General features: G+C 73.2%; 17 protein-coding genes. 7 read left to right on the forward strand and 10 right to left on the reverse strand.

Annotation, left to right across the window (positions count from 1 at the left end; all coding sequences use genetic code 11):
• Window position 1: 1 nt before the first annotated feature.
• Window positions 2-517: a MarR family winged helix-turn-helix transcriptional regulator gene (locus tag ACWD6N_RS30375; RefSeq protein ID WP_354965115.1), complete on the reverse strand. Its 516-nt coding sequence runs from the start codon at window positions 515-517 to the stop codon at window positions 2-4.
• A 125-nt stretch (window positions 518-642) separates the two neighbouring features.
• On the opposite strand from ACWD6N_RS30375, the gene ACWD6N_RS30380 reads away from it, so the two are divergent.
• Window positions 643-2,769, forward strand: a complete 2,127-nt coding sequence (locus ACWD6N_RS30380; protein WP_450005606.1) for an MMPL family transporter — start codon at window positions 643-645, stop codon at window positions 2,767-2,769.
• 13 nt (window positions 2,770-2,782) lie between these two features.
• On the opposite strand, the gene ACWD6N_RS30385 is transcribed toward ACWD6N_RS30380, so the two are convergent.
• Window positions 2,783-3,673 (reverse strand): lytic transglycosylase domain-containing protein, encoded by an 891-nt coding sequence (locus ACWD6N_RS30385; protein WP_354964902.1) that lies wholly within the window; start codon window positions 3,671-3,673, stop codon window positions 2,783-2,785.
• A 33-nt stretch (window positions 3,674-3,706) separates the two neighbouring features.
• On the reverse strand, window positions 3,707-5,125 hold the full coding sequence (locus ACWD6N_RS30390; RefSeq protein WP_354964903.1) for a DedA family protein: 1,419 nt from the start codon (window positions 5,123-5,125) through the stop codon (window positions 3,707-3,709).
• Between the two features lie 133 nt (window positions 5,126-5,258).
• On the opposite strand from ACWD6N_RS30390, the gene typA reads away from it, so the two are divergent.
• Entirely contained in the window at window positions 5,259-7,127 is a 1,869-nt protein-coding gene (gene typA / locus ACWD6N_RS30395; protein WP_354964904.1) for a translational GTPase TypA, read from the forward strand.
• 120 nt (window positions 7,128-7,247) lie between these two features.
• Window positions 7,248-8,108, forward strand: a complete 861-nt coding sequence (locus ACWD6N_RS30400; RefSeq protein WP_450005608.1) for a serine hydrolase — start codon at window positions 7,248-7,250, stop codon at window positions 8,106-8,108.
• Window positions 8,109-8,140: 32 nt separating this feature from the next.
• On the opposite strand, the gene ACWD6N_RS30405 is transcribed toward ACWD6N_RS30400, so the two are convergent.
• On the reverse strand, window positions 8,141-8,938 hold the full coding sequence (locus tag ACWD6N_RS30405) for a tyrosine-protein phosphatase (protein WP_450005610.1): 798 nt from the start codon (window positions 8,936-8,938) through the stop codon (window positions 8,141-8,143).
• A gap of 44 nt (window positions 8,939-8,982) precedes the next feature.
• Here ACWD6N_RS30405 and ACWD6N_RS30410 point away from each other — a divergent pair, with 44 nt between their 5' ends.
• Both ACWD6N_RS30410 and ACWD6N_RS30415 read left to right on the forward strand, forming a co-directional pair.
• Entirely contained in the window at window positions 8,983-10,080 is a 1,098-nt protein-coding gene (locus ACWD6N_RS30410) for a mandelate racemase/muconate lactonizing enzyme family protein (protein WP_450005612.1), read from the forward strand.
• Window positions 10,081-10,138: 58 nt separating this feature from the next.
• Complete coding sequence (locus ACWD6N_RS30415; RefSeq protein ID WP_450005614.1) at window positions 10,139-11,056, forward strand: C40 family peptidase; 918 nt, start codon at window positions 10,139-10,141, stop codon at window positions 11,054-11,056.
• 37 nt (window positions 11,057-11,093) lie between these two features.
• On the opposite strand, the gene ACWD6N_RS30420 is transcribed toward ACWD6N_RS30415, so the two are convergent.
• From ACWD6N_RS30420 to pnuC, 3 genes are all read right to left on the reverse strand, one after another.
• Window positions 11,094-12,092, reverse strand: coding sequence for a TerC family protein (locus ACWD6N_RS30420; RefSeq protein ID WP_450005616.1), 999 nt, complete (start codon window positions 12,090-12,092; stop codon window positions 11,094-11,096).
• A gap of 325 nt (window positions 12,093-12,417) precedes the next feature.
• Window positions 12,418-13,464 carry an AAA family ATPase gene (locus tag ACWD6N_RS30425; RefSeq protein WP_450005618.1) on the reverse strand — a complete coding sequence of 349 codons (1,047 nt, stop codon included), beginning with the start codon at window positions 13,462-13,464 and terminating at the stop codon, window positions 12,418-12,420.
• An 80-nt stretch (window positions 13,465-13,544) separates the two neighbouring features.
• Window positions 13,545-14,198 carry a nicotinamide riboside transporter PnuC gene (pnuC, locus tag ACWD6N_RS30430; RefSeq protein ID WP_450005620.1) on the reverse strand — a complete coding sequence of 218 codons (654 nt, stop codon included), beginning with the start codon at window positions 14,196-14,198 and terminating at the stop codon, window positions 13,545-13,547.
• Between the two features lie 85 nt (window positions 14,199-14,283).
• Between pnuC and ACWD6N_RS30435 the strand changes: the two genes are divergently transcribed.
• On the forward strand, window positions 14,284-14,577 hold the full coding sequence (locus ACWD6N_RS30435) for an antibiotic biosynthesis monooxygenase family protein (RefSeq protein ID WP_450005621.1): 294 nt from the start codon (window positions 14,284-14,286) through the stop codon (window positions 14,575-14,577).
• Window positions 14,578-14,677: 100 nt separating this feature from the next.
• On the opposite strand, the gene ACWD6N_RS30440 is transcribed toward ACWD6N_RS30435, so the two are convergent.
• Both ACWD6N_RS30440 and uvrB read right to left on the reverse strand, forming a co-directional pair.
• The gene (locus ACWD6N_RS30440; protein ID WP_450005623.1) at window positions 14,678-15,535 is read right to left on the reverse strand and encodes a helix-turn-helix domain-containing protein; all 858 of its coding nucleotides are present in this window, start codon (window positions 15,533-15,535) and stop codon (window positions 14,678-14,680) included.
• Window positions 15,536-15,675: 140 nt separating this feature from the next.
• A complete protein-coding gene (gene uvrB, locus ACWD6N_RS30445) occupies window positions 15,676-17,784 on the reverse strand; it encodes an excinuclease ABC subunit UvrB (protein ID WP_450005624.1) in 2,109 nt (702 codons plus the stop codon).
• A gap of 328 nt (window positions 17,785-18,112) precedes the next feature.
• Between uvrB and ACWD6N_RS30450 the strand changes: the two genes are divergently transcribed.
• Window positions 18,113-19,639: a hypothetical protein gene (locus ACWD6N_RS30450; protein ID WP_450005626.1), complete on the forward strand. Its 1,527-nt coding sequence runs from the start codon at window positions 18,113-18,115 to the stop codon at window positions 19,637-19,639.
• A gap of 12 nt (window positions 19,640-19,651) precedes the next feature.
• Here the strand turns inward: ACWD6N_RS30450 and coaE are convergent, their stop codons facing one another.
• Complete coding sequence (gene coaE / locus ACWD6N_RS30455) at window positions 19,652-20,833, reverse strand: dephospho-CoA kinase (protein ID WP_450005628.1); 1,182 nt, start codon at window positions 20,831-20,833, stop codon at window positions 19,652-19,654.
• Window positions 20,834-20,931 lie beyond the last annotated feature (98 nt).

The following is a 20,931-nucleotide window of genomic DNA, read 5'->3' on the forward strand; positions in this document are numbered from 1 at the left end:
GTCAGCCTGTCGGGCGGCGGGTCGGCTCGGGCCGGGCGGCGCGCACGGCGTCGCGGTGCGCGCGCAGCGAGTCGCTCATCCGCGCCATGAACCGGTGCACCACCTCCAGCTCGTCCTCGTCGAACTCGGCCATCACCGAGTCGGTGCGGGCGCCCAACGGCTGGAAGAACTCCATGGCCAGCGCGGCCCCCTGGTCGGCGTAGTGCAGCAGCACCTTGCGCCGGTCGACGGTGTCCCGGTCCCGGCGGATGTGGCCGGCTCGTTCCAGCCGGTCGATCAGGGCGGTGACCGAGCCGGAGGAGAGGTTGAGTTGCTCACCGAGGCGGCCGGGGGTGATCGGGTCGCCGAGGATCTCGGCGTCCATCACCGCGAGCAGCGCGTTCAGGTCGGTCGGGTTGAGCCCGTGCAGGTTGGCGAAGGCGTGGCCGACCTGCTGGGCGTCCGCCGCGTACCGCCGCAGGTTGTTGGTGATCTCCGCGACCAGCTGCTCCCGGCGCGTGTCGCGCCGCCGGTACATGCCGTGAGTCACCACGTCGCGCCGCTTCTTCCCGTCGTCGGTCCCTCGGATTGCAGCATAGAACAGCCGTCGATAATCTCGGTAATCAAGATACTCTCTGATCGAGATGCTCCGAGGTCACCCTGATGTCTGCCTTCACCAGAGTCGCCCGCGGCCGGTTGGCCGCCTGGCTCACCGTGGCCGCCGCGATCGTCGTCGGCGCGGCCGTCTTCGGGCTGCCCCAGCCGGACAACCCGGCGCCGGTCTCCGCCACCGGCCTGTCCGCGCAGTGGCAGTCGACTCAGGTGCAGCGCTTGCAGGACCAGCTGCCCGCCAGCGAGGTCCAGCCGGCCATCGTGGTGGTCAGCCGCGGTGACGGCGGCGCGCTGAGCGAAGCCGACCGGGCCGCCGTCGCCGGCCGCTCCGCAGACCTGGGCAGCTTCGCGGTGGGCGGGCGGGTCAGCCCCCCGCAGCTCTCCCCGGACGGGACGGTTGCGCTGGTCGCCGTGCCGCTCAGCACCGTCGGCGGACAGGACGAGGTCACCGAGACGATCGCCCAGCTCCGCGCCGCGCTGACCAACCTGCCCGACGGGCTCGCCGTCGAGGTCACCGGCGCACCCGCCTTCACCGCCGATCTCGCCTCGGTCTTCGAGGGCGCCGACGTCACCCTGCTCGCGGTGACCGCCGCCGTGGTCGCGCTGCTGCTGCTGATCACCTACCGCAGCCCGTTCCTGTGGATCGTGCCGCTGGTCGTCGTCGCGGCGACCGAGCAGCTCACCCTGCGCGCGGTGGACACGATCGTGCCGGCCGTCGGCATCAACCTCCAGCAGGGCCAGGTCACCGGCATCGCCAGCGTGCTGGTCTTCGGCGCCGCCACCGACTACGCGCTGCTGCTCATCGCCCGCTACCGGGAGGAGCTGCGCCGCGAGGAGGACCGGTACGCGGCGATGCGCGCCGCGCTGCGCCGTACGGCCGAGCCCATCCTGGCCAGCGGCGGCACGGTGGTGCTCGGCGTCCTCACCCTGCTCCTCAGCGAGCAGGAGACCAACCGGGCACTGGCCGTGGCCTGCGCCACCGGGGTGGTCTTCGCGGTGCTCTCGGCGCTGTTCGTGCTCCCCGCCGTGCTGGTGCTCTTCGGCCGCGGCCTGTTCTGGCCGTTCGTACCCCGGGTCGGCGGCGCGATCCGCGAGGGCCGGCTCTGGGGCCGGCTCGGCGCCGCCGTGCAACGCCGTCCGGTACCGGTCGCGGTGCTGGCCACGCTGCTGCTCGCCGCCCTGGCGCTGGGCGGGCTCGGGATCCGCACCGGCCTGTCCGAGACCGAGCAGTTCCGGGCCCAGCCCGAGGCGGTGACCGGCGCGCAGACCCTGGCCCGGGCCTTCCCCGCCGGGACCACGCAGCCGGTCGCCGTGCTCACCACCCCGGCGGCGGTGCGGACGGTCACCGACGTCGCCGCCGCCGTTCCCGGGGTCGCCTCGGCCCGCCCCGGGGAGGCGGGCCAGGGCATCGCACAGGTCGACGTGGTGCTGGAGGCCGAACCGGGGACGACCGCGTCCGACCGCACGATCGAGGCGCTGCGCGACGCGGTCGCCGCGGTCCCCGACTCCGCTCCGCCCGCGGTCGACGGCGCCGACGCGCCGTCCGGGGCGATCGTCGGCGGCACGGTGGCCGGCACCTACGACTCGGAGGAGGCCAACGACCGGGATCTGCGGCTGATCCTGCCGATCATCCTGTTGCTGGTCGGCGCGGTGCTCGTCCTGCTGCTGCGGGGTCTGGTCGCGCCGGTGCTGCTGGTGCTCACCGTGATCGCGTCGTTCTTCGCCAGCCTCGGTGCGGCGTGGCTGCTCTTCGACCACGTGCTGGGTTTCCCGGCACTGGACAGCGGTGTGCTGCTGCTCGCCTTCGTGTTCCTGGTGGCGCTGGGTGTGGACTACAACATCTTCCTGGTCACCCGGGCCCGCGAGGACGCCCGCAGCGCCGGCACCCGGGAGGGGATGCTCTCCGCGCTCCGGGTCACCGGCGGCGTGATCACGAGCGCCGGCGTGCTGCTCGCCGCGGTCTTCGCCGTGCTCGGGGTGCTGCCCCTGATCACGCTGACCCAGATCGGCATCATCGTGTGCATCGGCGTCCTGCTGGACACATTGCTGGTCCGCACGGTCCTGGTGCCGGCGCTGGCGTTCATGCTCGGCGACCGCTTCTGGTGGCCCGGCCAGATAGCCCGCGAGAGCGCGGCGGACACGCCCGTGCCGCCCGAGCCGGTGGCCGCCCGCGGCTGACCGATCGGCTCGCTCAGTACCCCAGGCAGACGCACTCGGTCATCAGCGCGCGCACGTTGCGCACGTAGGACGGGTTGGGGATGGCCAGCGGCTCCCCCTCCTGCGCCACCGCCCCGTGCCCGAAGTTGTACGCGGCGATCACCGCGTTGAGCAGGCAGGAGTTCAGCTCGGAGGTGCACAGGCCGGCGTCGAGCCGGAAGTCGGACTCGAAGTACATGTCGCCGATGTACTTGGTCAGCCAGGCCAGGTAGTTGGCGCCCAGGAACGCGTTGTCCCGGTAGTCGTCGATCTTGTAGCTCTGCTCGAACCGCTGGTTCATCCAGGTCGCGGTGCCCGGCATCACCTGCATCAGCCCGACGCCGCCATCGCAGGCGTAGATGTTGGACTGCCAACCGCTCTCCTGCCAGGCGGTGGCCTTGACCAGGTCGAGTGGGATCTTGATGTCCGGTGCGGAGGTCGGCCAGTAGACGCGGGCGGCCGCGTCGGCCAGCGCCGCCTTCGTCTCGGCCCGGGTCGCCTGGGTGCCCTTGTAGCTGGGCTTACAGGAGGTCGGTGCCGGCTTCGGGGGCGCCGGCGGGACCTTGGTCTCGGTGGGCGGCTTCGCCACCGGGCGCGGCTTCGTCGCCGGGCCGGACGGTCGGGTCGGCTTCTTCGTCGGCTTCGGGGTCGGGGTCGGGGTCGCGCTGCGACTCGGCGCGGCGCCCATCGCCGCCACCCCGCTCGCCGACGGGCTCGGCTCCGCGGCGGCCTCGTCGACCGGGGCGTCCGTCGGCGCATCGGTGACCGCGACCGGCTCGGCCTGGCCCTGCGGGCGCTCACCGCGGTCGGCGCAGCCGACCATCGTGCCCGTCAGCAGAAGCCCGGCGAGCACCACGGCACCCACCCGACCGGTCCGTCCACGCATGCCGTTCCTCCCCCGTGTGACCGTCGCCGCACCCTAGCAAGGTTCGACCGGGCGGCGAGGCCCCTGCGAGCGCGGCAGGACCGGGTCCTCCGGCTGCTCCCGCTCCCCCATCGCGCGGTCCCGGGTGGCCCAGGCGACCATGAACACGACCGTCCAGAGCACCCCGAGCAGCACGGCCGCCGCGGTCCCGCTCGCCGTGTCCAACCCGAGGTAGAGCCGGGCGCCGCCGACCCCGAGCACCCCTGCCGCGGCGGCCGTCCAGGCGGCCACCGCCACCGGCCAGCGGGCGCCCCGGGACACCAGCCAGGCCAGGGTGCAGAAGCTCGCCGCGACCACCGCGTTCTGCGTCGGGAACGGGACCCCCTCGCCGCCGCCCGGCCCCGCTCCCGGCGACCCGGTCAGCTCGGCCACCACGGCCAGCACCAGCAGCGGCACGAACGCGCCCACCGTGCCGACCACGCTGAGCAGGTCCGCCCGCCACGGCCGATTCCGCCAGGCCAGCACCGCGGCCACCAGGGCCACCAGAACGATCAGCACCCACCCCCGCACCACCGACACCAGTGCCAGGGTGGCATCGGCGGCGTCCGGGGTCCGCCGGGCGGCGAACCAGCCCCCGATCGCCCCGTCCAGCGCGGACAGCCCGCTGTTGCGCACCACCACGGCGAGCAGGCCGGCGATGGCGAGCCCGGCGGCGAAGAGCAGCAACAGCCCGGCGGCGAGGTTGAGCAGCAGCGTCCACGCCGGCCCGATCCGTATCGCCACCAGGAAGAACAGCACCCCGTAGCGGGCGCTGAGCCAGCGCACCGGCGGGAGCGCGCCGGCCCGCGAGAGCAGAGCCCGGACCGGGTCGGGGTTACGGCCCAGCCACCGGCCGGTGAGCACCACCCCCAGCAGGCCGGCCAGCAGCACCAGCGCCGCCCCGGTGGCCCGGCCGAGCAGCCGGGAGACCGTGTCGTACGACTCACCGGCGACGTGACCGAGCAGCACCGAACCGCCCACCCAGGTCACCACGCCGGCCAGGTTCCACGGCGCGAACCGCCGGTACGGCATGCCGGCCGCGCCGGCCAGCCGGGGCACCAGAGTGCGGGCGAAGGCCACCCAGCGCGCGGCGAACACACCCCGCCCGCCCAGCCGGGCGAGCATCGCGTCGGCCCGACCCCACCGCTCGGGCCCGACCCGGTGGCCCAGCCGGGTACGCAGCCGCGAGCCGTACCGCCGCCCGGCGCGGAACGCCAGGGCGTCACCGGCGACCGCGGCGACGATCATCGCCAGCAACGACGGGCCCAGCCGCAAGGTACCGTTGTAGGTGAGGAAGCCGACGAGCAGCAGGGTAGCCTCACCCGGCACGAGCAGGCCGAAGATCACCGCGGTCTCGCCCGCCACAATCAGCGCGGCGACCAGGTAGATCCACAGGGTGGGCAGACCCTGCACCAAGGTCAGCAGGTCATGCACTCAAGCCCCCGGGACACGGGAGCCAGCATGCCAGCCGGGAGAACCACCCGGACAGCAGTTTCACCAGAGATCAGGGGCACCTGGGGGTGACCCCGACGCGGCCTGCGCGAGCGCAGGCGGAAGGATAGAGGGTATGCAGCTTCGCACCGACCTCCGCAACGTCGCCATCATCGCTCACGTCGACCACGGCAAAACCACCCTGGTCGACGCCATGTTGCGGCAGGCCGGCGCGTACGGCGCCCGCGGTGAGACGACCGAGCGGGTGATGGACTCGGGGGACCTTGAGCGGGAGAAGGGCATCACCATCCTGGCCAAGAACACCGGCGTGCGTTACCTGCCGGCGGATGGCTCCGACCCGGTCACCATCAACATCATCGACACCCCCGGCCACGCCGACTTCGGTGGTGAGGTGGAGCGCGGCCTGACCATGGTCGACGGGGTGGTGCTGCTGGTCGACGCCAGCGAGGGCCCCCTGCCGCAGACCCGCTTCGTGCTGCGCAAGGCGCTGCGCGCCCGGATGCCGATCATCCTGGTGATCAACAAGGTGGACCGCCCCGACGCCCGGATCAAGGAGGTCGTGGACGACACCTACGAGCTCTTCCTCGACCTGGACGCCGACGAGGAGCAGATCGACTTCCCGATCGTCTACGCCTGCGCCCGCGACGGCATCGCCTCGCTGACCCAGCCCGCCGACGGCTCGGTGCCCGACGACAGCACCTCCCTGGAGCCGCTGTTCCGCGCCCTGCTGGACACCATCCCGCCGCCCGCGTACGACGAGGACGCGCCGCTGCAGGCGCACGTCACCAACCTCGACGCCTCGCCGTTCCTGGGCCGGCTGGCGCTGTGCCGGGTCCGGCAGGGCACCATCAACAAGGGTCAGACGGTGACCTGGTGCCGCACCGACGGCAGCACCCAGCGGGTCCGCATCTCCGAGATGCTGATGACCGAGGGCCTGGAGCGCAAGCCGGCCGAGTCCGCCGGCCCGGGCGACATCATCGCGGTCGCCGGCATCTCCGAGATCATGATCGGTGAGACCCTCGCGGACGCGGAGAACCCCGTGCCGCTGCCGCTGATCACCGTCGACGAGCCGGCCATCTCGATGACCATCGGCACCAACACCTCGCCGCACGTCGGCCGGGTCAAGGGTTCCAAGGTCACCGCACGGATGGTCAAGGACCGGCTCGACAAGGAGCTGGTCGGCAACGTGTCGCTGCGGGTGCTGCCCACCGAGCGGCCGGACGCCTGGGAGGTGCAGGGGCGTGGTGAGCTGGCGCTGGCCATCCTCGTCGAGCAGATGCGCCGGGAGAGCTACGAGCTGACCGTCGGCAAGCCGCAGGTCGTCACCCGCGAGATCGACGGCAAGACCTGCGAGCCGGTCGAGCGGCTGACCATCGACGCGCCCGAGGAGTACCTGGGCGCGATCACCCAGCTGCTGGCCACCCGCAAGGGCCGGATGGAGCAGCTGGTCAACCACGGCACCGGCTGGATCCGGATGGAGTGGCTGGTCCCGGCGCGCGGCCTGATCGGCTTCCGCACCGAGTTCCTCACCGACACCCGGGGCACCGGCATCCTGCACCACGTCTTCGAGTCGTACGAGCCGTGGTTCGGCGAGCTGCGGACCCGCAACAACGGCTCCCTGGTCGCCGACCGGGCCGGCGCGGTCACCGCCTTCGCGATGATCAACCTGCAGGAGCGCGGTCAGCTCTTCGTCGACCCGACCACCGAGGTGTACGAGGGCATGATCGTCGGGGAGAACTCCCGCTCCGACGACATGGACGTCAACATCACCAAGGAGAAGAAGCTCACCAACATGCGGGCGTCGACCTCCGACGAGACCGAGAAGCTGATCCCGCCGCGCAAGCTGTCGCTGGAGCAGGCGCTCGAGTTCTGCCGCGAGGACGAGTGCGTCGAGGTCACCCCGACCGCGGTGCGCATCCGCAAGGTCGTGCTCGACCAGCAGCTGCGTGGCCGGGCCGCCGCCCGCCGCAAGCACGCCGGCTGACCCCACCAGCAGCCGGCACCGGGCGCGTCGACCGCTTGCGGTCGGCGCGCCCGTCCGCGTTCCGGCGGGGTACGCGGGCCCGCCCGGCCGACCCGCCGGTGATCCGCTACGGTCACCGGCATGACCTGGGATGATCTCGACGCCCACCTGGACAAGGTGCCCGGCACCGTCTCGGCGTACGTGGGCCGCCTCGACGCGCCGCCCACCTGGACCCGCCACGCTGACGCCGCCCACTACGCCGCCAGCACCATGAAGGCGGCGGTGCTCGCCGCGCTGCACCGCGCCGCCGAGGCCGGCACGCTGGAGCTGGACGCCCCGGTCCCGGTGATCAACGAGTTCGGCTCGGCCCAGCCCGGCGCACCCCGGTTCTCCTGCGCGCAGCACTACGACAACGACGACGCGGTCTGGGACCGGGTGGGCGGCACCGCGCCGCTGCGCTGGCTCGCCGACCGGATGATCGTGCGGTCCAGCAACCTGGCCACCAACCTGATCATCGGCCACGTTGGCCTGCCCGCGGTGGCCGAGGTGTGGGCGCTGGCCGGAGCCCGGCACAGCGTCACCGGCCGCGGCATCGAGGACTTCGCCGCCCGCGAGGCCGGCATCACCAACCTGGTCACCGCCCACGACCTGGCCGCCCTGCTCGGCGCGGTCGCCACCGGGGGCACCAGCCCCGGCCGGCTCGCCTCGCCGGCCGGTTGCGCGGCCATGCTGGACGTGCTGCTCGCCCAGGAGCACCGCGAGGACCTGGCCGCCGGCCTGCCCGAGGGCACCCGGATCGCGCACAAGAACGGCTGGGTACGCGGCGTCCGGCACGGCGCCGGGGTGGTCCTGCCCGACGACGCCCCGCCGTACGTGATCGCCGTCTGCACAACGACCGACCTGGCCGACGGCGGCCCCAGCGGCGACGAGGTCGAGGATGACGCCTGCCGGCTGATCGCCCACGTCTCGGCGCAGGTCTGGGCGGCCCGCCACCAGCTCTGACCCCGACACCCGCGGGCCGGCCGGCGCACCGGTCACTCCAGCAGGTTCTCCCGCAGCGCCGTCAGGACCTCGTCGGGCAGCCCGAGGCCGTCGCGGAGGTAGCCGTCGAACGAGCCGTGCACTCGGCGTACCTCCTGGTAGCCGGCGTCGAGGTACTCGGGGCGAACCTCCAGCACCGGCAGCACCGCCTCGACGTCCAGCTCGGGCTGGCGGCGCCGCATCGCCTCGACGATCACCGCGCGCAGGCTGTCGGTCAGCGCGTTGTTGCGCAGGTATTCGGCGCGGACCGTCGCCTCGTCCACCCCGAGGGCGGTCAGCAGGATGACGGTGAGCCAGCCGGTGCGGTCCTTGCCGGCCGAGCAGTGGTAGATCAGCGGCAGGTTCTCCGGCTGGGTGGCCAGCCGCACGGCCTCGGCGAAGCCGACCCGCGCCGACTCGCCGGTGACGAACCACCGGTAGATCGCGGCCATCGCCGCCGCCGTGCCCTGCCGGGCCAGCTCCGCGTACGCGTCGAGGTCGTGGCCGAGCAGCACCGCCGAGACGTACGTGAAGACCGGGTGCTCCGGGTCGTGCACGGGCAGGTGCACCACCTGCGGCTCGCCCACCAGCCGGTCCGTCGGGGCCACCGCGATCTCCGAGCCGTCACGCAGGTCGACCACGCAGGCCGGGCCGAGTTTCGCGAGCACCGGCAGGTCCTCGTCGGTGAGCCGGCCGAGCGCCGGAGTCCGGATCAGCCGCCCGGGGCGCACCCGCCGGCCGTCGGCGCCGACGATGCCGCCCAGGTCACGCGCGTTCGGTGCGCCCACCATCTCCCAGTCCCGCCCGGTCATCCGGTCTCCCCTCCCGCCGCGCGCCTGCGTATAGGGTGCCCCACATGACGATCTCGGCGGTACGCACCCACCGGGTTTCCGCCCCCTTACACACCCCGTTCGTCACCGCGCTGCGCCGTACCACCACTGTGGACACGTTGGTCGTCGAACTGGTCGACGCCGACGGCCGGTCCGGTTTCGGCGAGGCGCCGCAGGTCTGGCAGGTCACCGGCGCGTCGGTCGCTGGCGCCGAGGCGTGCGTACGGGAGCTGCTCGGACCTCTGCTCACCGGTCGCGACCCGGACGACCTGGTGGCCCGCTGCGCCGAGGTGCAGCGCGCGGTGGTCGGCAACGAGGCGGCCAAGGCAGCGGTCGACGTCGCCCTGCACGACCTGGCCGCCCGACGGTTGGGCGTACCCCTGGTGCGGTTGCTCGGCGGCACCACGCTGCGGGTGCCCACGGACGTCACGCTGGCCGCGGGCGACGCGGCGGACCTGGCGTCGGCCGCGCGACAGCGACGGGCCGACGGCTTCGGCGTGCTCAAGCTCAAGGTCGGCACCGACGCGGCCGGCGACCTGGACCGGGTCCGGGCGGTCCGCTCGGCGGTCGGCGCCGGGGTCCGGATCCGGCTCGACGCCAACCAGGGCTGGACGCCCCGGGAGGCGGTACGGGTCATCCGCGGCATCGAGGACGCCGGGCTCGACGTGGAGCTGGTGGAGCAGCCGGTGGCCCGCTGGGACCTGGACGGGCTGGCGTGGGTCAGCGACCGGGTGTCCGTGCCGATCCTGGCCGACGAGGCGGTCTTCGGGGTCCGTGACCTGGTGGAGGTGATCCGTCGACGGGCCGCCGACCTGGTCAACGTCAAGCTGGCCAAGGCCGGCGGGCTGCAACCGGCGCGCACCCTGCTGGAGCTGGCCGCCGCGCACGGGCTCGGCACGGTGGTCGGGTCGATGATGGAGACCCAGGTCGGCATCGGGGCGGCGGCGAGCCTGGTCGGCGCGTACGGCACCACCGCCGTCGCCGACCTGGACGCCGCCTGGTGGCTGGCCTGGTCACCGGTGCATGGCGGCCTCCGCTACGAGGGCGCCACGGTGGTGCTGCCGGACGCTCCCGGCCTGGGCATCTCTGGCCTGGCTGAAGTAAAGATGCAGCCCCGCAGTTGATGATCGTTGGTTTCTTTCATAGGGTTCCAGAGACAGCGGACACGAGCTGGGGGTTGACGTGGAGCTGCAACCGGGTTGCGAGGCCGTCGTCCGGGTCGCGGTGGCGACGCTGTGGACCTCCCCCGAGGCGGTCCGCCCGGTGGATCAGCCGGCGCTGACCGCGCGCGCCGACATCCCGACCTGGGTCTCCGGCCTGGACACCGACCAACAGGTCGGCGACTGCGTGCTGAGCCAGCTGCTGCTGGGCGAGCGGGTGCTCATCAGCGAGCTGCGCCCGGACGGCTGGGCGCGGGTGGTCGCCGTCGAGCAACCGGCCGCGAAGCTGGACCCGCGCGGCTACCCGGGCTGGTTGCCCGTCGATCAACTGGCCCCCGTCGACCCGGCCGTCACCGGCCGCCCCCTGGTGGTGGACGCCACGGTCACCGGGCTGCGCGCCGCGCCGAACGGGCCGGTGGTGCTGCCCGGCGTGGTCGTCGGCACCTGCCTCGTCCCGGCCGGCCCGGTGCGCGACGGCTGGCAGCCGGTGCACGTCCCCGGCCAGGCCGCGCCCCTCTGGCTGCCCGACGGTCAGCTCACCTGCGCGCCGGCCACGCCGCCCAGCGCCGCCGACGCGCTCGCGGTGGCGCAGCGGCTGCTGCACGTCGTCTACGTCTGGGGTGGGCTCTCCGCGTACGGCATCGACTGCTCGGGGCTGGTGCACCTGGCCTGGCGCCGCTTCGGGGTGCTGCTGCCCCGCGACGCCGACGACCAGGCCCAGGCGACCACACCACTGCCGCTGGGCGAGGAGCGCCCCGGCGACCTCTACTTCTTCGCCCGACCCGGCCGCAAGATCCATCACATCGGCATCGTCACCGCCGTCCCCGGCGACCACGAGAACCGGCGGATGCTGCACGCCTGCTACCGGCGGCGGCGAGTGGTGGAGGAGCCGCTGCCGGCCGATCGGACCGCCACCCTGGTCGGCGCGCACCGGGTCTGACCGGCCGGGCGCGTCCCCGCACCCGGCCGGCGGCGGGTCAGCGTCGAGCCTCGGCCAGTTCGCGGCGTCGGTCCCGGGCGGACTTCATCAGGCTGGCGATCGTGGCGACCAGCAGGGTGCCGAGGATGACCAGCAGGGAGAGCCAGATCGGGATGTGCGGCGCCCACCCCACGTGCTCACCGCCGTTGATGAACGGCAGGTTGTTGTCGGCCAGCGCCTCGAGCACCAGCTTGACCCCGATGAAGCCGAGCACCACGGCCAGCCCGTAGCTCAGGTAGATCAGCCGGTCGAGCAGGCCGCCGAGCAGGAAGTAGAGCTGACGCAGGCCCATCAGCGCGAAGACGTTCGCGGTGAAGACCAGGTACGGCTCCTGGGTGATGCCGAAGATCGCCGGGATGGAGTCCAGCGCGAAGATCAGGTCGGTGGTACCGATCGCGATCATGACGATCAGCATCGGCGTGAAGAGCCGCCGGCCGTTCTCGTGGGTGGTCAGCTTCGCGTCTTCGTAGCTCTTGGAGATCGGCAGCGCCCGACGGCTCCACCGGATCAGCAGGTTCTCCGAGAACTCGTCCTCGTCCGGCTCGCCCTGCCGGGCCAGGTTGACCGCCGTGTAGATCAGGAAGGCGCCGAAGATGTAGAAGACCCAGGAGAACTGCGAGATCAGGGCGGCGCCGGCGGCGATGAACCCACCGCGCATCACCAGCGCCAGCACGATGCCGACCAGCAGCACCTTCTGCTGGTACTGCCGGGGCACCCCGAAGCGGGCCATGATGATCACGAAGACGAAGAGATTGTCCACCGAGAGGCTGTATTCGGTGAGCCAGCCGGTGTAGAACTGCCCGGCCGCGCTCGCCCCGGAGGTCAGCCAGAGACCGGCGCCGAAGAGCAGGGCCAGGCCGACGTAGAAGGCGACCCAGAGGCTCGACTCGCGCACACTCGGCTCGTGTGGACGCCGACCGATGATCAACAGGTCGACGAGTAGAACCGCAGTCAGTGCGACGAGAGTCCCCGCCCACACCAATCCGGACACGTCCAACTTCATTCCTCCGGCAGACACGCGGCGTCGGGCACACCGTACGCCCCCGAAAGGGCCGGTGTGCCGCTGACGCTCACTCTGGTGACTGTCGGAGGTCTCTTCCGCCGCCTCCCGCGAGCGGGCGGCGACCGACGGGGCCGGGTCGGGGGCCGCCGACGTTCCGGCGATCGACCGTGCTGACGACTCCGTCGCGAGGGAATACTCCCCTCCTCGATGGCCATTCTCCCCCACCACGCGGTGTGATCGCACCCCGGGCATTCGGTGTCACCGCCCACTCGCCGAACGGGAATAGCGTCCGACACGTCCCCTCGGGCGTCCTAGGAGGCTAGTGCGTGTCAGGTGCGACAAGGGGGTCGGTGAGCGACCAGCCGGTGGCGAGCAGGGCGTCGCAGGCCGCCACCGCACGGGCCAGCCGCTCGGCGTGCGGTCCGGTCAGCTCCACCACCGGCACGCCGCACCCCGCCAGCTCGGTGCGGAACCGCTCGGTCATCCAGCCCCGCAGGTGTTCCCCGTCGCGCAGACCGTCGTCGGCGAACGGCACGTCCCGGTGGTCGGTCAGCAGATACAGCGCCGGCCGGCGTGCCGCGGCCCGGACCTGCGGGGACGCGCTGCCGAGGTAGCGCTCCTCCCAGACGGCGGTGGCCCGCGCATCCGTGTCGCAGAACAACAGCGGCCCGGACGATCGGGCCGCCGCGTCCTCGGCCGCCTGCTGCTCGCGGACCACCGTGCGGAAGTCGCCCCGGTCCCAACGGACGTCGAACACACTCGCCCCGGGCGAGCGTTCGCGGAGCCGGGCCAGCTTGCGGGCGGTCAACTCCCGGCCGTACTCCGGCACCCAGTCGGTGCGGTAGTGCGCGGCCAGCGCCGCTGCCATCGTGGTGGTGCCCGTCGACTCGGCGCCGACCACCACGACCCGCCGGACGAACCAGGCGCGCACCGGCGGGCTCAGCCATCGCCAGTGACCCGCCGGGTCCGCGCGCACCGCGGTGCCGGAGACCGGCACGGTCCGCCGGTCCAGATCCACCGACACGGGTACGGCGTCGAAGCGCCGCGCCAGTTCCACGCCGTACGCCTCGGAGGAGAAGACCGCGTCCACCGCCTCCGGTCCGACCGCCGCACGGAACACCGCGCAGTGCGCGTCCCAGACCGCCGGGTCGGCGTACTCCACCGGGTGGTCGTCGTACCGACCCACGAACCGGACCCACGGGGTGTGGGCGTGCGCCTCCCGCAGCCATTCCAGCCGCGCCTCGAGCGGGATGGACTCGCGGCGCGATGGCGCCACCACCACGGTGACCGCGGCACAGCGGGCGGCGGCGGCCTCGATCAGCGCGTGGTGCCCGGCGTGCGGCGGATAGAACTTCCCCACCACCATCCCGTGCCCGAACTCCGGACTCGACGCCCGTCCGGGCGACCTCGGCGTCGGTGCCGACGGGTGGCCCGGTGCCCGCCCGGTCACGCGCTGACCGGCGCCGGCCCGGACGGCACCGCGGTCGGCCCGGCGGCCCGGCGCAGGTCGGCCCGCCAGGCGCGCAGCCCGAGCACGCAGAGGGCCAGGAAGACCAGGTACAGGACGGCGGTCAGGTGCAGGCCCTTGTACGCGTAGAGCGGGATGTAGATCAGGTCGGCGGCGATCCACAGCCACCAACTCTCCACCCGCTTGCGGGTCTGGCCGTACGTCGCCAGCAGGGACAGGGCCGTGGTCAGCGCGTCCGGCAGCGGCACGGTGGAGTCGGTGGCCCGGTCCAGCAGCGCCCAGAGCGCCCCGGTGAGCAGCACCCCGACGACGGCCAGCGCCAGCCACTCCCGCCGCCCGGTCCGGCTCACCGTGAGCCGGGTCCGCCGCTCGCCACCGAACAGCCACTGCCACCAGCCGTAGCAGCCGAGCGCGACGTAGACGACCTGGAGCCCGGCGTCGGCGTACAGGCCGGCAGTCCAGAACAGCAGCATGAGCAGCAGCACGTTGGCGATGCCGATCGGCCAGTTCGAGATCCGCTGCCGGGCCACCAACCAGACGTTCAGCACGCCGGTGGCGAACCCCAACAGCTCCGCCCAGGTGGTGCCGGTGCCGGCCATCCGGAACGCGGTGCCGGTCAGCCAGTCGATCATCACAGTGCCACCCTAGGGTCTGTGCCGACACCGGAACAGACCCCACGACACCACTCGGCCGACCCGTCGTGGGAGGCTCTCCACCATGGTGCTTGAGGTCGCGCTGATCGACGTACTGCCCGGAAACGAGGACGCGTTCGCCGCCGCGTACGCCCAGGGTCACCCGGTGCTCGCCGGGACGCCCGGCTGCCGGTCGGTGCGGATGACCCGGGGGATCGAGTCCCCGACGCGATTCGTGCTACTGGTCGAATGGGACTCGGTCGAGGCGCACGAGGAGAACTTCCGGGCCACCGAGCGGTTCGAGCGGTGGCGCGAGCTGATCGGGCCGTACTTCGCCGGGCCGCCCCTGGTCGAGCACTTCATCGACGTGCCGGCCTGAGCGGAGCTGTCGTACCGCGCGGCTATCGTGCCCACCGCACGCGCCGGCCGCCGGTCCCGACGGGCTCGGGGGCGCCGGGCCCGGTGGTCGCGCCGTGCCCTCACTCGCCGACGCGGCGGGCCAGCGCGGTGACCGTCTCCTCCGGTGACAGCGCGGCGGTCAGCAGAGCCTCGGTCATCCGCTCGTACCGGTCGACGTCGAGCGGGGTGGTCAACCGGACGTCGGTGGTCAACGCCTCCAGCATCACCGTCCGCGGATCCGCCGGGTCGGGAAAGGCATAGCAGGAGTACGGGGTGAGCGGGTGCAGCCCGTCGCCGGCCACGCTGCGGGGCAGCAGCCGCACCGTCACGTGCGCCAGCCCGCTCACGGCGACCAGGTGCCGCAGCTGCTCGCGCCAGACCGGAACCGCCAGCTCAGCCGGGTCGCAGACGGCCTCGGCCAGCACCGCCGTGTAGCGCGGCGGGTCCGCTCGGCGCAGCACCTCCTGTCGCAGCGCCCGGGCGCGCACCTCGGCCTCCACGTCGATCTCCGGTGTGAGCAGGGCACCGGCGGCGACCCGCAACCGGGCGTACGCCGGCGTCTGGAGCAGCCCCGGCACGACCGCCGGCTGGTACTCGACGATGTGGGCGGCACCCGCCTCCAGCTCGGCGTAGGTGCGCTGCCGCTCGCTCATCTCGCCGAGCGTCTTCCACCAGCCGTGGCTGGTGGCCGCGTCCCGGGCGATCACGATCAGCGCGTCCCGGGCGGGCGCCGGCACCTGGTAGACGTCGAGCAGGTCCAGGACGTCGGCGAGGTCCGGGCGGCTCTGGCCCAGCTCGATGCGGGACAGTTTCGACGTCGACGCCCAGCCCAGCCGGTCGCAGACCTGCTCCAGGGTCAGCGCCTCGCGCCGGCGTAACTGGCGCAGCTCGGCGCCGAGCCGCACACGTCGAATGACAGGACTTGTTGGCACCGGCATCCCCGCCTCCCCACCGAGGGAGAGTACGCAGGACGATCACCCAGTGCAATACCACGCTCGCGTAGCGCAACCGCCGAATCGCCCACGGTGGACCGGTCGGACCGGCCCGTACCTGCCGTTTCGGCCCGCTGGCGTGGTCGTCACTTCACGCCGGCGGCGTCCATGCCGCGCAGCTCCTTCTTCAGGTCGGCGACCTCGTCGCGGATCCGGGCCGCCAGCTCGAACTGCAGCTCGCGTGCGGCGGCCAGCATCTGGTCGTTGAGCTCCTGAATGAGTTGGGCGAGGTCGGCACGGGCCATCCCCTCCCGGGACGGGGTGGTGGCGGCGGCCCGACTGCGGCTGCGGGTCTCCTTGACCGGCGCCTTGCCCCGGGAGAGCTGGCGCACCGCGCCCCCGACCCGGGAGTTCTCGGTGTCCTCCGCCTCGCGGTAGATGTCGTCCAGAATGTCGTGGATCTTCTTGCGCAGGGGCTCCGGGCTGATCCCGTGCGCCTCGTTGTGCGCGATCTGCTTGGCCCGACGCCGATCGGTCTCGTCGATCGCGGCCGCCATCGACGGGGTGATCTTGTCGGCGTACATGTGCACCTGGCCGGAGACGTTACGGGCGGCCCGGCCGATGGTCTGGATGAGTGACCGACCGCTGCGCAGGAAGCCCTCCTTGTCGGCGTCGAGGATCGCCACCAGCGACACCTCGGGCAGGTCCAGCCCCTCGCGGAGCAGGTTGATGCCGACCAGCACGTCGTACTCGCCCTTGCGCAGCTCGCGCAGCAGCTCCACCCGGCGCAGGGTGTCGACCTCCGAGTGCAGGTAGCGCACCCGGATGCCGTTCTCCAGCAGGTAGTCCGACAGATCCTCGGCCATCTTCTTGGTCAGCGTGGTGATCAGCACCCGCTCATCCCGCTCGGTGCGCAGCTTGATCTCGTGCATCAGGTCGTCGATCTGGCCCTTGGTCGGCTTGATCACGACCTCCGGGTCGATCAGCCCGGTGGGGCGGATGACCTGTTCGACGAACTCGCCCTGGGCCTGCTCCAACTCCCACGGGCCCGGAGTCGCCGAGAGGTAGACCGTCTGGCCGACCCGCTCCAGGAACTCGTCGAAACGCAGCGGCCGGTTGTCGGCCGCGCTGGGCAGCCGGAAACCGTGGTCGATGAGCATCCGCTTACGCGAGGCGTCGCCCTCGTACATGCTGCCGATCTGCGGGATCGTCACGTGCGACTCGTCGATGACGGTGAGGAAGTCGTCCGGGAAGTAGTCGAGCAGGCAGTGTGGCGGGCTGCCGGGCAGCCGCCCGTCCATGTGCATCGAGTAGTTCTCGATGCCGGAGCAGAAGCCCACCTGCCGCATCATCTCGATGTCGTAGGTGGTGCGCATCCGCAGTCGCTGCGCCTCCAGCAGCTTGCCCTGCCGCTCCAGCTCGGCCAGCCGCTCGGCCAGCTCCACCTCGATGTCGCGGATGGCCCGCTCCATCCGCTCCGGGCCGGCCGCGTAGTGCGTCGCCGGGAAGATCACCAGCTGGTCGACCTCCCGGACCACGTCACCGGTCAACGGGTTGAGGTAGTAGAGCTTCTCCACCTCGTCGCCGAACATCTCGACGCGGACAGCCAGCTCCTCGTACGCCGGGATGATCTCCAGCGTGTCGCCGCGGACCCGGAAGGTGCCGCGGTTGAAGGCCATGTCGTTGCGGGTGTACTGGATGTCGACCAGCCGGCGCAGCAGCTTGTCGCGGTCGAGCTCCTGGCCCACCTCGACCCGGACCGCCCGGTCGAGGTATTCCTCCGGGGTGCCCAGGCCGTAGATCGCCGACACGGTCGCCACCACGATCACGTCGCGGCGGGTCAGCAGCGACATCGTCGCCGAGTGCCGCAGCCGCTCGACCTCCTCGTTGATCGAGGAGTCCTTCTCGATGTAGGTGTCGGTCTGCGGAATGTACGCCTCGGGCTGGTAGTAGTCGTAGTACGAGACGAAGTATTCGACCGCGTTGTGCGGCAGCAGCTCGCTGAACTCCTTGGCCAGCTGCGCGCAGAGCGTCTTGTTCGGGGCGAGCACCAGCGTCGGGCGCTGCAGCCGCTCGATGAGCCACGCGGTGGTGGCGCTCTTGCCGGTGCCGGTCGCGCCGAGCAGCACCGTGTTGCGGTCGCCACGCCGAACGCGACGCTCAAGGTCGTCGATGGCGGCGGGCTGGTCGCCGGCCGGCTGGAAGTCACTGACGACCTGGAAGCGGCTGTCCAGCCGGGGAATGTCGAGCGCCATGACCTCAACGGTACGCCGGAGGTCCGACAGGAACGGCCGTCACGGCGGTTACGTGATCAGCTTCAATATTCCCATTGTGTGGCACATGTCACCGGCGCTAGGCTCTCGCTGTAGGCCGCTCGCGGCGGCCGACCGGGCCGGTGGCCCAGGCCGTCATCTCGGCCGGCCACCCCCGGCACAGCGGTCGCAGCACCCGGCGCGTCCGGCGTGCGCACCGGTGTGGTCGCGCTCGAGGCGCTGACCGGCCGCCGCGAGCGCCCCTGCTCGTTCCGGCGACGCCACCCGACCGTGCTCGTCACCCCGCCGCCGCTCGGCCCGTTTCACATCCGTGGACACCTCTCCGAACCCGACGCGCGACACCGGCAGCACGCCCCGCCCCGGCGGCGCCACCGACCCGGCCGCCGACACCACCGGCCCGGCCCGAGCCGGCCGCCGCCGCCGCCGCCGGACGGTGCTCCTGCTGCTCGGCCTGACCGCAGTCACGTCCGCGACCGCGCTGGTGATCGGGTTGTTGAGCTGGGCGCCCGACCCACCCGAGCCCGCCCGGCCGCTGACCGTGGCCGAAGGCGAGCGACTCGCCGCGATGCGGGTCACCAACCTGCGGGACCTGCGCGCCGGGGTCCGCGTCACGGTCGGCGCCGGTGCCGCCCGTACCGAACTCGTGGGGTGGGTGGACTGGTCGCGGCCGCTGCTCTACCTCGACGTGGGTGGGCCGGGCGCGGGCGTCGAGCGGGGCCTGTTGCAGAGCGTCGGCCCGTTGCTGGTGATCCGGCCGGACCCGTCGGCGGTGCCCACTCCCGCCGCGCCGCCACTGGTGCCGCCGGCGGACCACTGGCGGCTGCACCACCTGGCACCCGGCGCGGGCCTGGCTCCCGTGCTCGACCTGCTCCTCGGCCTCGCCGCCGACCGCCCGGACCCGGCTCAGGCACTGCGCGACGGCGGTGCCCGCTGGGTGGCCCGGGACACCCTCGCCGCCGGCCCGGTGGACATCCTGCAGGCGCCGCTGCCGGGCGGCGCACCCGCCAGCGGCAACCCGGCACCGGGCAGCGCGGCGGCCGACCCGCCGGGCGTCGAGGCCGACCCGGACGGGCAGACCCGCTACTGGCTCGACCAGGACAGCCGGTTGCACAAGCTGGTCGCCCAACTGCCCGGCGTCGGGCCGGTCACCGTGATCCTCAACCGGGCGGACCGGCCGACGCTGCGGCCGGTGGACGCGCTCGGTGGCCGGCCGGGGCTGCCCCGCGCGCTGACCGACGCCGAACGGGACCGGCTCAGCCGCCTGCCGGCCCGGCTACGCGCGCAGGGCGGGGCCACGCTGACGCTGACCGCCCCGGTGGGCACGGACACCAACCTGCGGGGCGCCGGCTGGTTGAGCTGGACCGCGCGCACCGCCTACCTGGCGGTGGCCGATCTGGGCGTACCGGATCGCCGGACCCTGCTCCGGCGGGACACCGCCGGCCTGGCCCGGGCGGACGTACCGGCCGCGGCCGGTGGCGGTGGCACTGCGGAGACGCCGGGTCGGCCGCCGCTGCCGCCCCCGGCCGGGGCGTGGCGGTTCACCCGGACCGGTACGGACGACCTCAGCCTGCTGGTTGGCGCGGCGGTGGCCGCCGCCGGGTCGGCCGGGCAGCGCGGCGCGGCCGTACGGGTACGCGAGGACGTCGCCGCCGGGCGGACCGTGGACGTCGTCGAGCTGCGCACGGCGGACGCGCTCCTGCGCTACTGGATCGACCGGAACGGGTCGCTGCGCCGGCTGGAGCTGCGCACCGCCCCCGGCACGTGGGCACAACTCGACCTCAATCCCGCCTCGGTACCCCGGCTCGCTCCGGTGCCCCGCTCCGCGGCCACCACCTGACCGAAACAGTCCCTACGGCCGCCAGCCGGTCTGCGCGGCCCACTGCTCGGCGCGCAGGTACTCCTCGTCGAACCAGGGGTCGCCGGCCGTACCGGGACCGCCGACAACCGGCGCCGCGTCGACCAACTCCCGCTTGAGCAGCAGGTACACGGCCCGCTGGCCCGGATCGGCGCGCAGGTAGTCGCGCATCAGCAGCGCGTACCGCCAGCCCGGCGATCCGGCCACCCGCACGTGCAGGCGCACCGGGCGGGCCGGGTCGGCGCCGCCGTGCAGCCGCTTCTCCCACCGGCCGCTGCCGGCCGGGCGCGGATCGTCCCACCACAGCCCCGGCACCCGCGGGAACCCGGCGTTCGCCAACCGGTCAGCCAGCGTCCCGTCGGCGTCGGCGAGACTGGGCACGGCCACCTGCACGTCCATGACGTCCTCGGTGGCGACGCCGGGCACCGCGGTCGCACCGACGTGGTCGATCCGCAGGTCCGCCGGGGCGAGCGCGTGCCGGATCCGCGCGGCCAGCCGCTCGTACTGCTCGGGCCAGGTCGGGTCGGCCTCGGCCCGGTCGACCCGGCCCGGCGGGACCACCCGCCGCTCACGCAGGTTGCGCTCGAAGGGCAGCAGCCGCTGGTGCCAGAGCCTGTCCACCTCGGCGTGCAGCGCCGCGAGGCTGCCGTCATTGGTCAGCACCACATCCGCCACCGCGCGGCGACGGGCGTCGTCGGCCTGCGCGGCGATCCGCCGCTCGGCCTCCGCGCGGTCCATCCCCCGGTCGCCCGCCAGCCGTTCCAGTCGGGTCGACACGGCCGTCTGCACCACGACCACCAGGTGGTACGTGGGCGCCAGACCGACCTCCACCAGCAGCGGTACGTCGTTGACGACGATCGCATCGGGTGCCGCCGCGGCGACCAGCTCGGCGGTGCGGGCCCGGACCCGGGGATGGGTGATCGCCTCCAACCGCCGGCGGGCGGTCTCGTCGGCGAACACCACCGCACCCAGTGCGGCGCGGTCCAGCGCGCCCTCAGCGTCCAGCACCCGCTCGGAGAAGGCGGCGACGATCTCGGCCAGCCCCTCGGTGCCCGGCGCGACGACCTCCCGGGCCACCCGGTCGGCGTCGACGAGCACGGCACCCCGCTCGACCAGCCGCGCGGCCACCGCGCTCTTGCCCGACCCGATCCCGCCGGTCAATCCCACCCTCAGCACCGGACCAGTCAACCGGATCGCGGACCCCGCCGCCAAACCCACCCCGCGCACGGCGGGCGGCGGGCGGCGGGCGGCGGGCGGCGGGCGGCGGGCGGCGG

It is taken from the genome of Micromonospora sp. NPDC005163 (assembly GCF_053599835.1).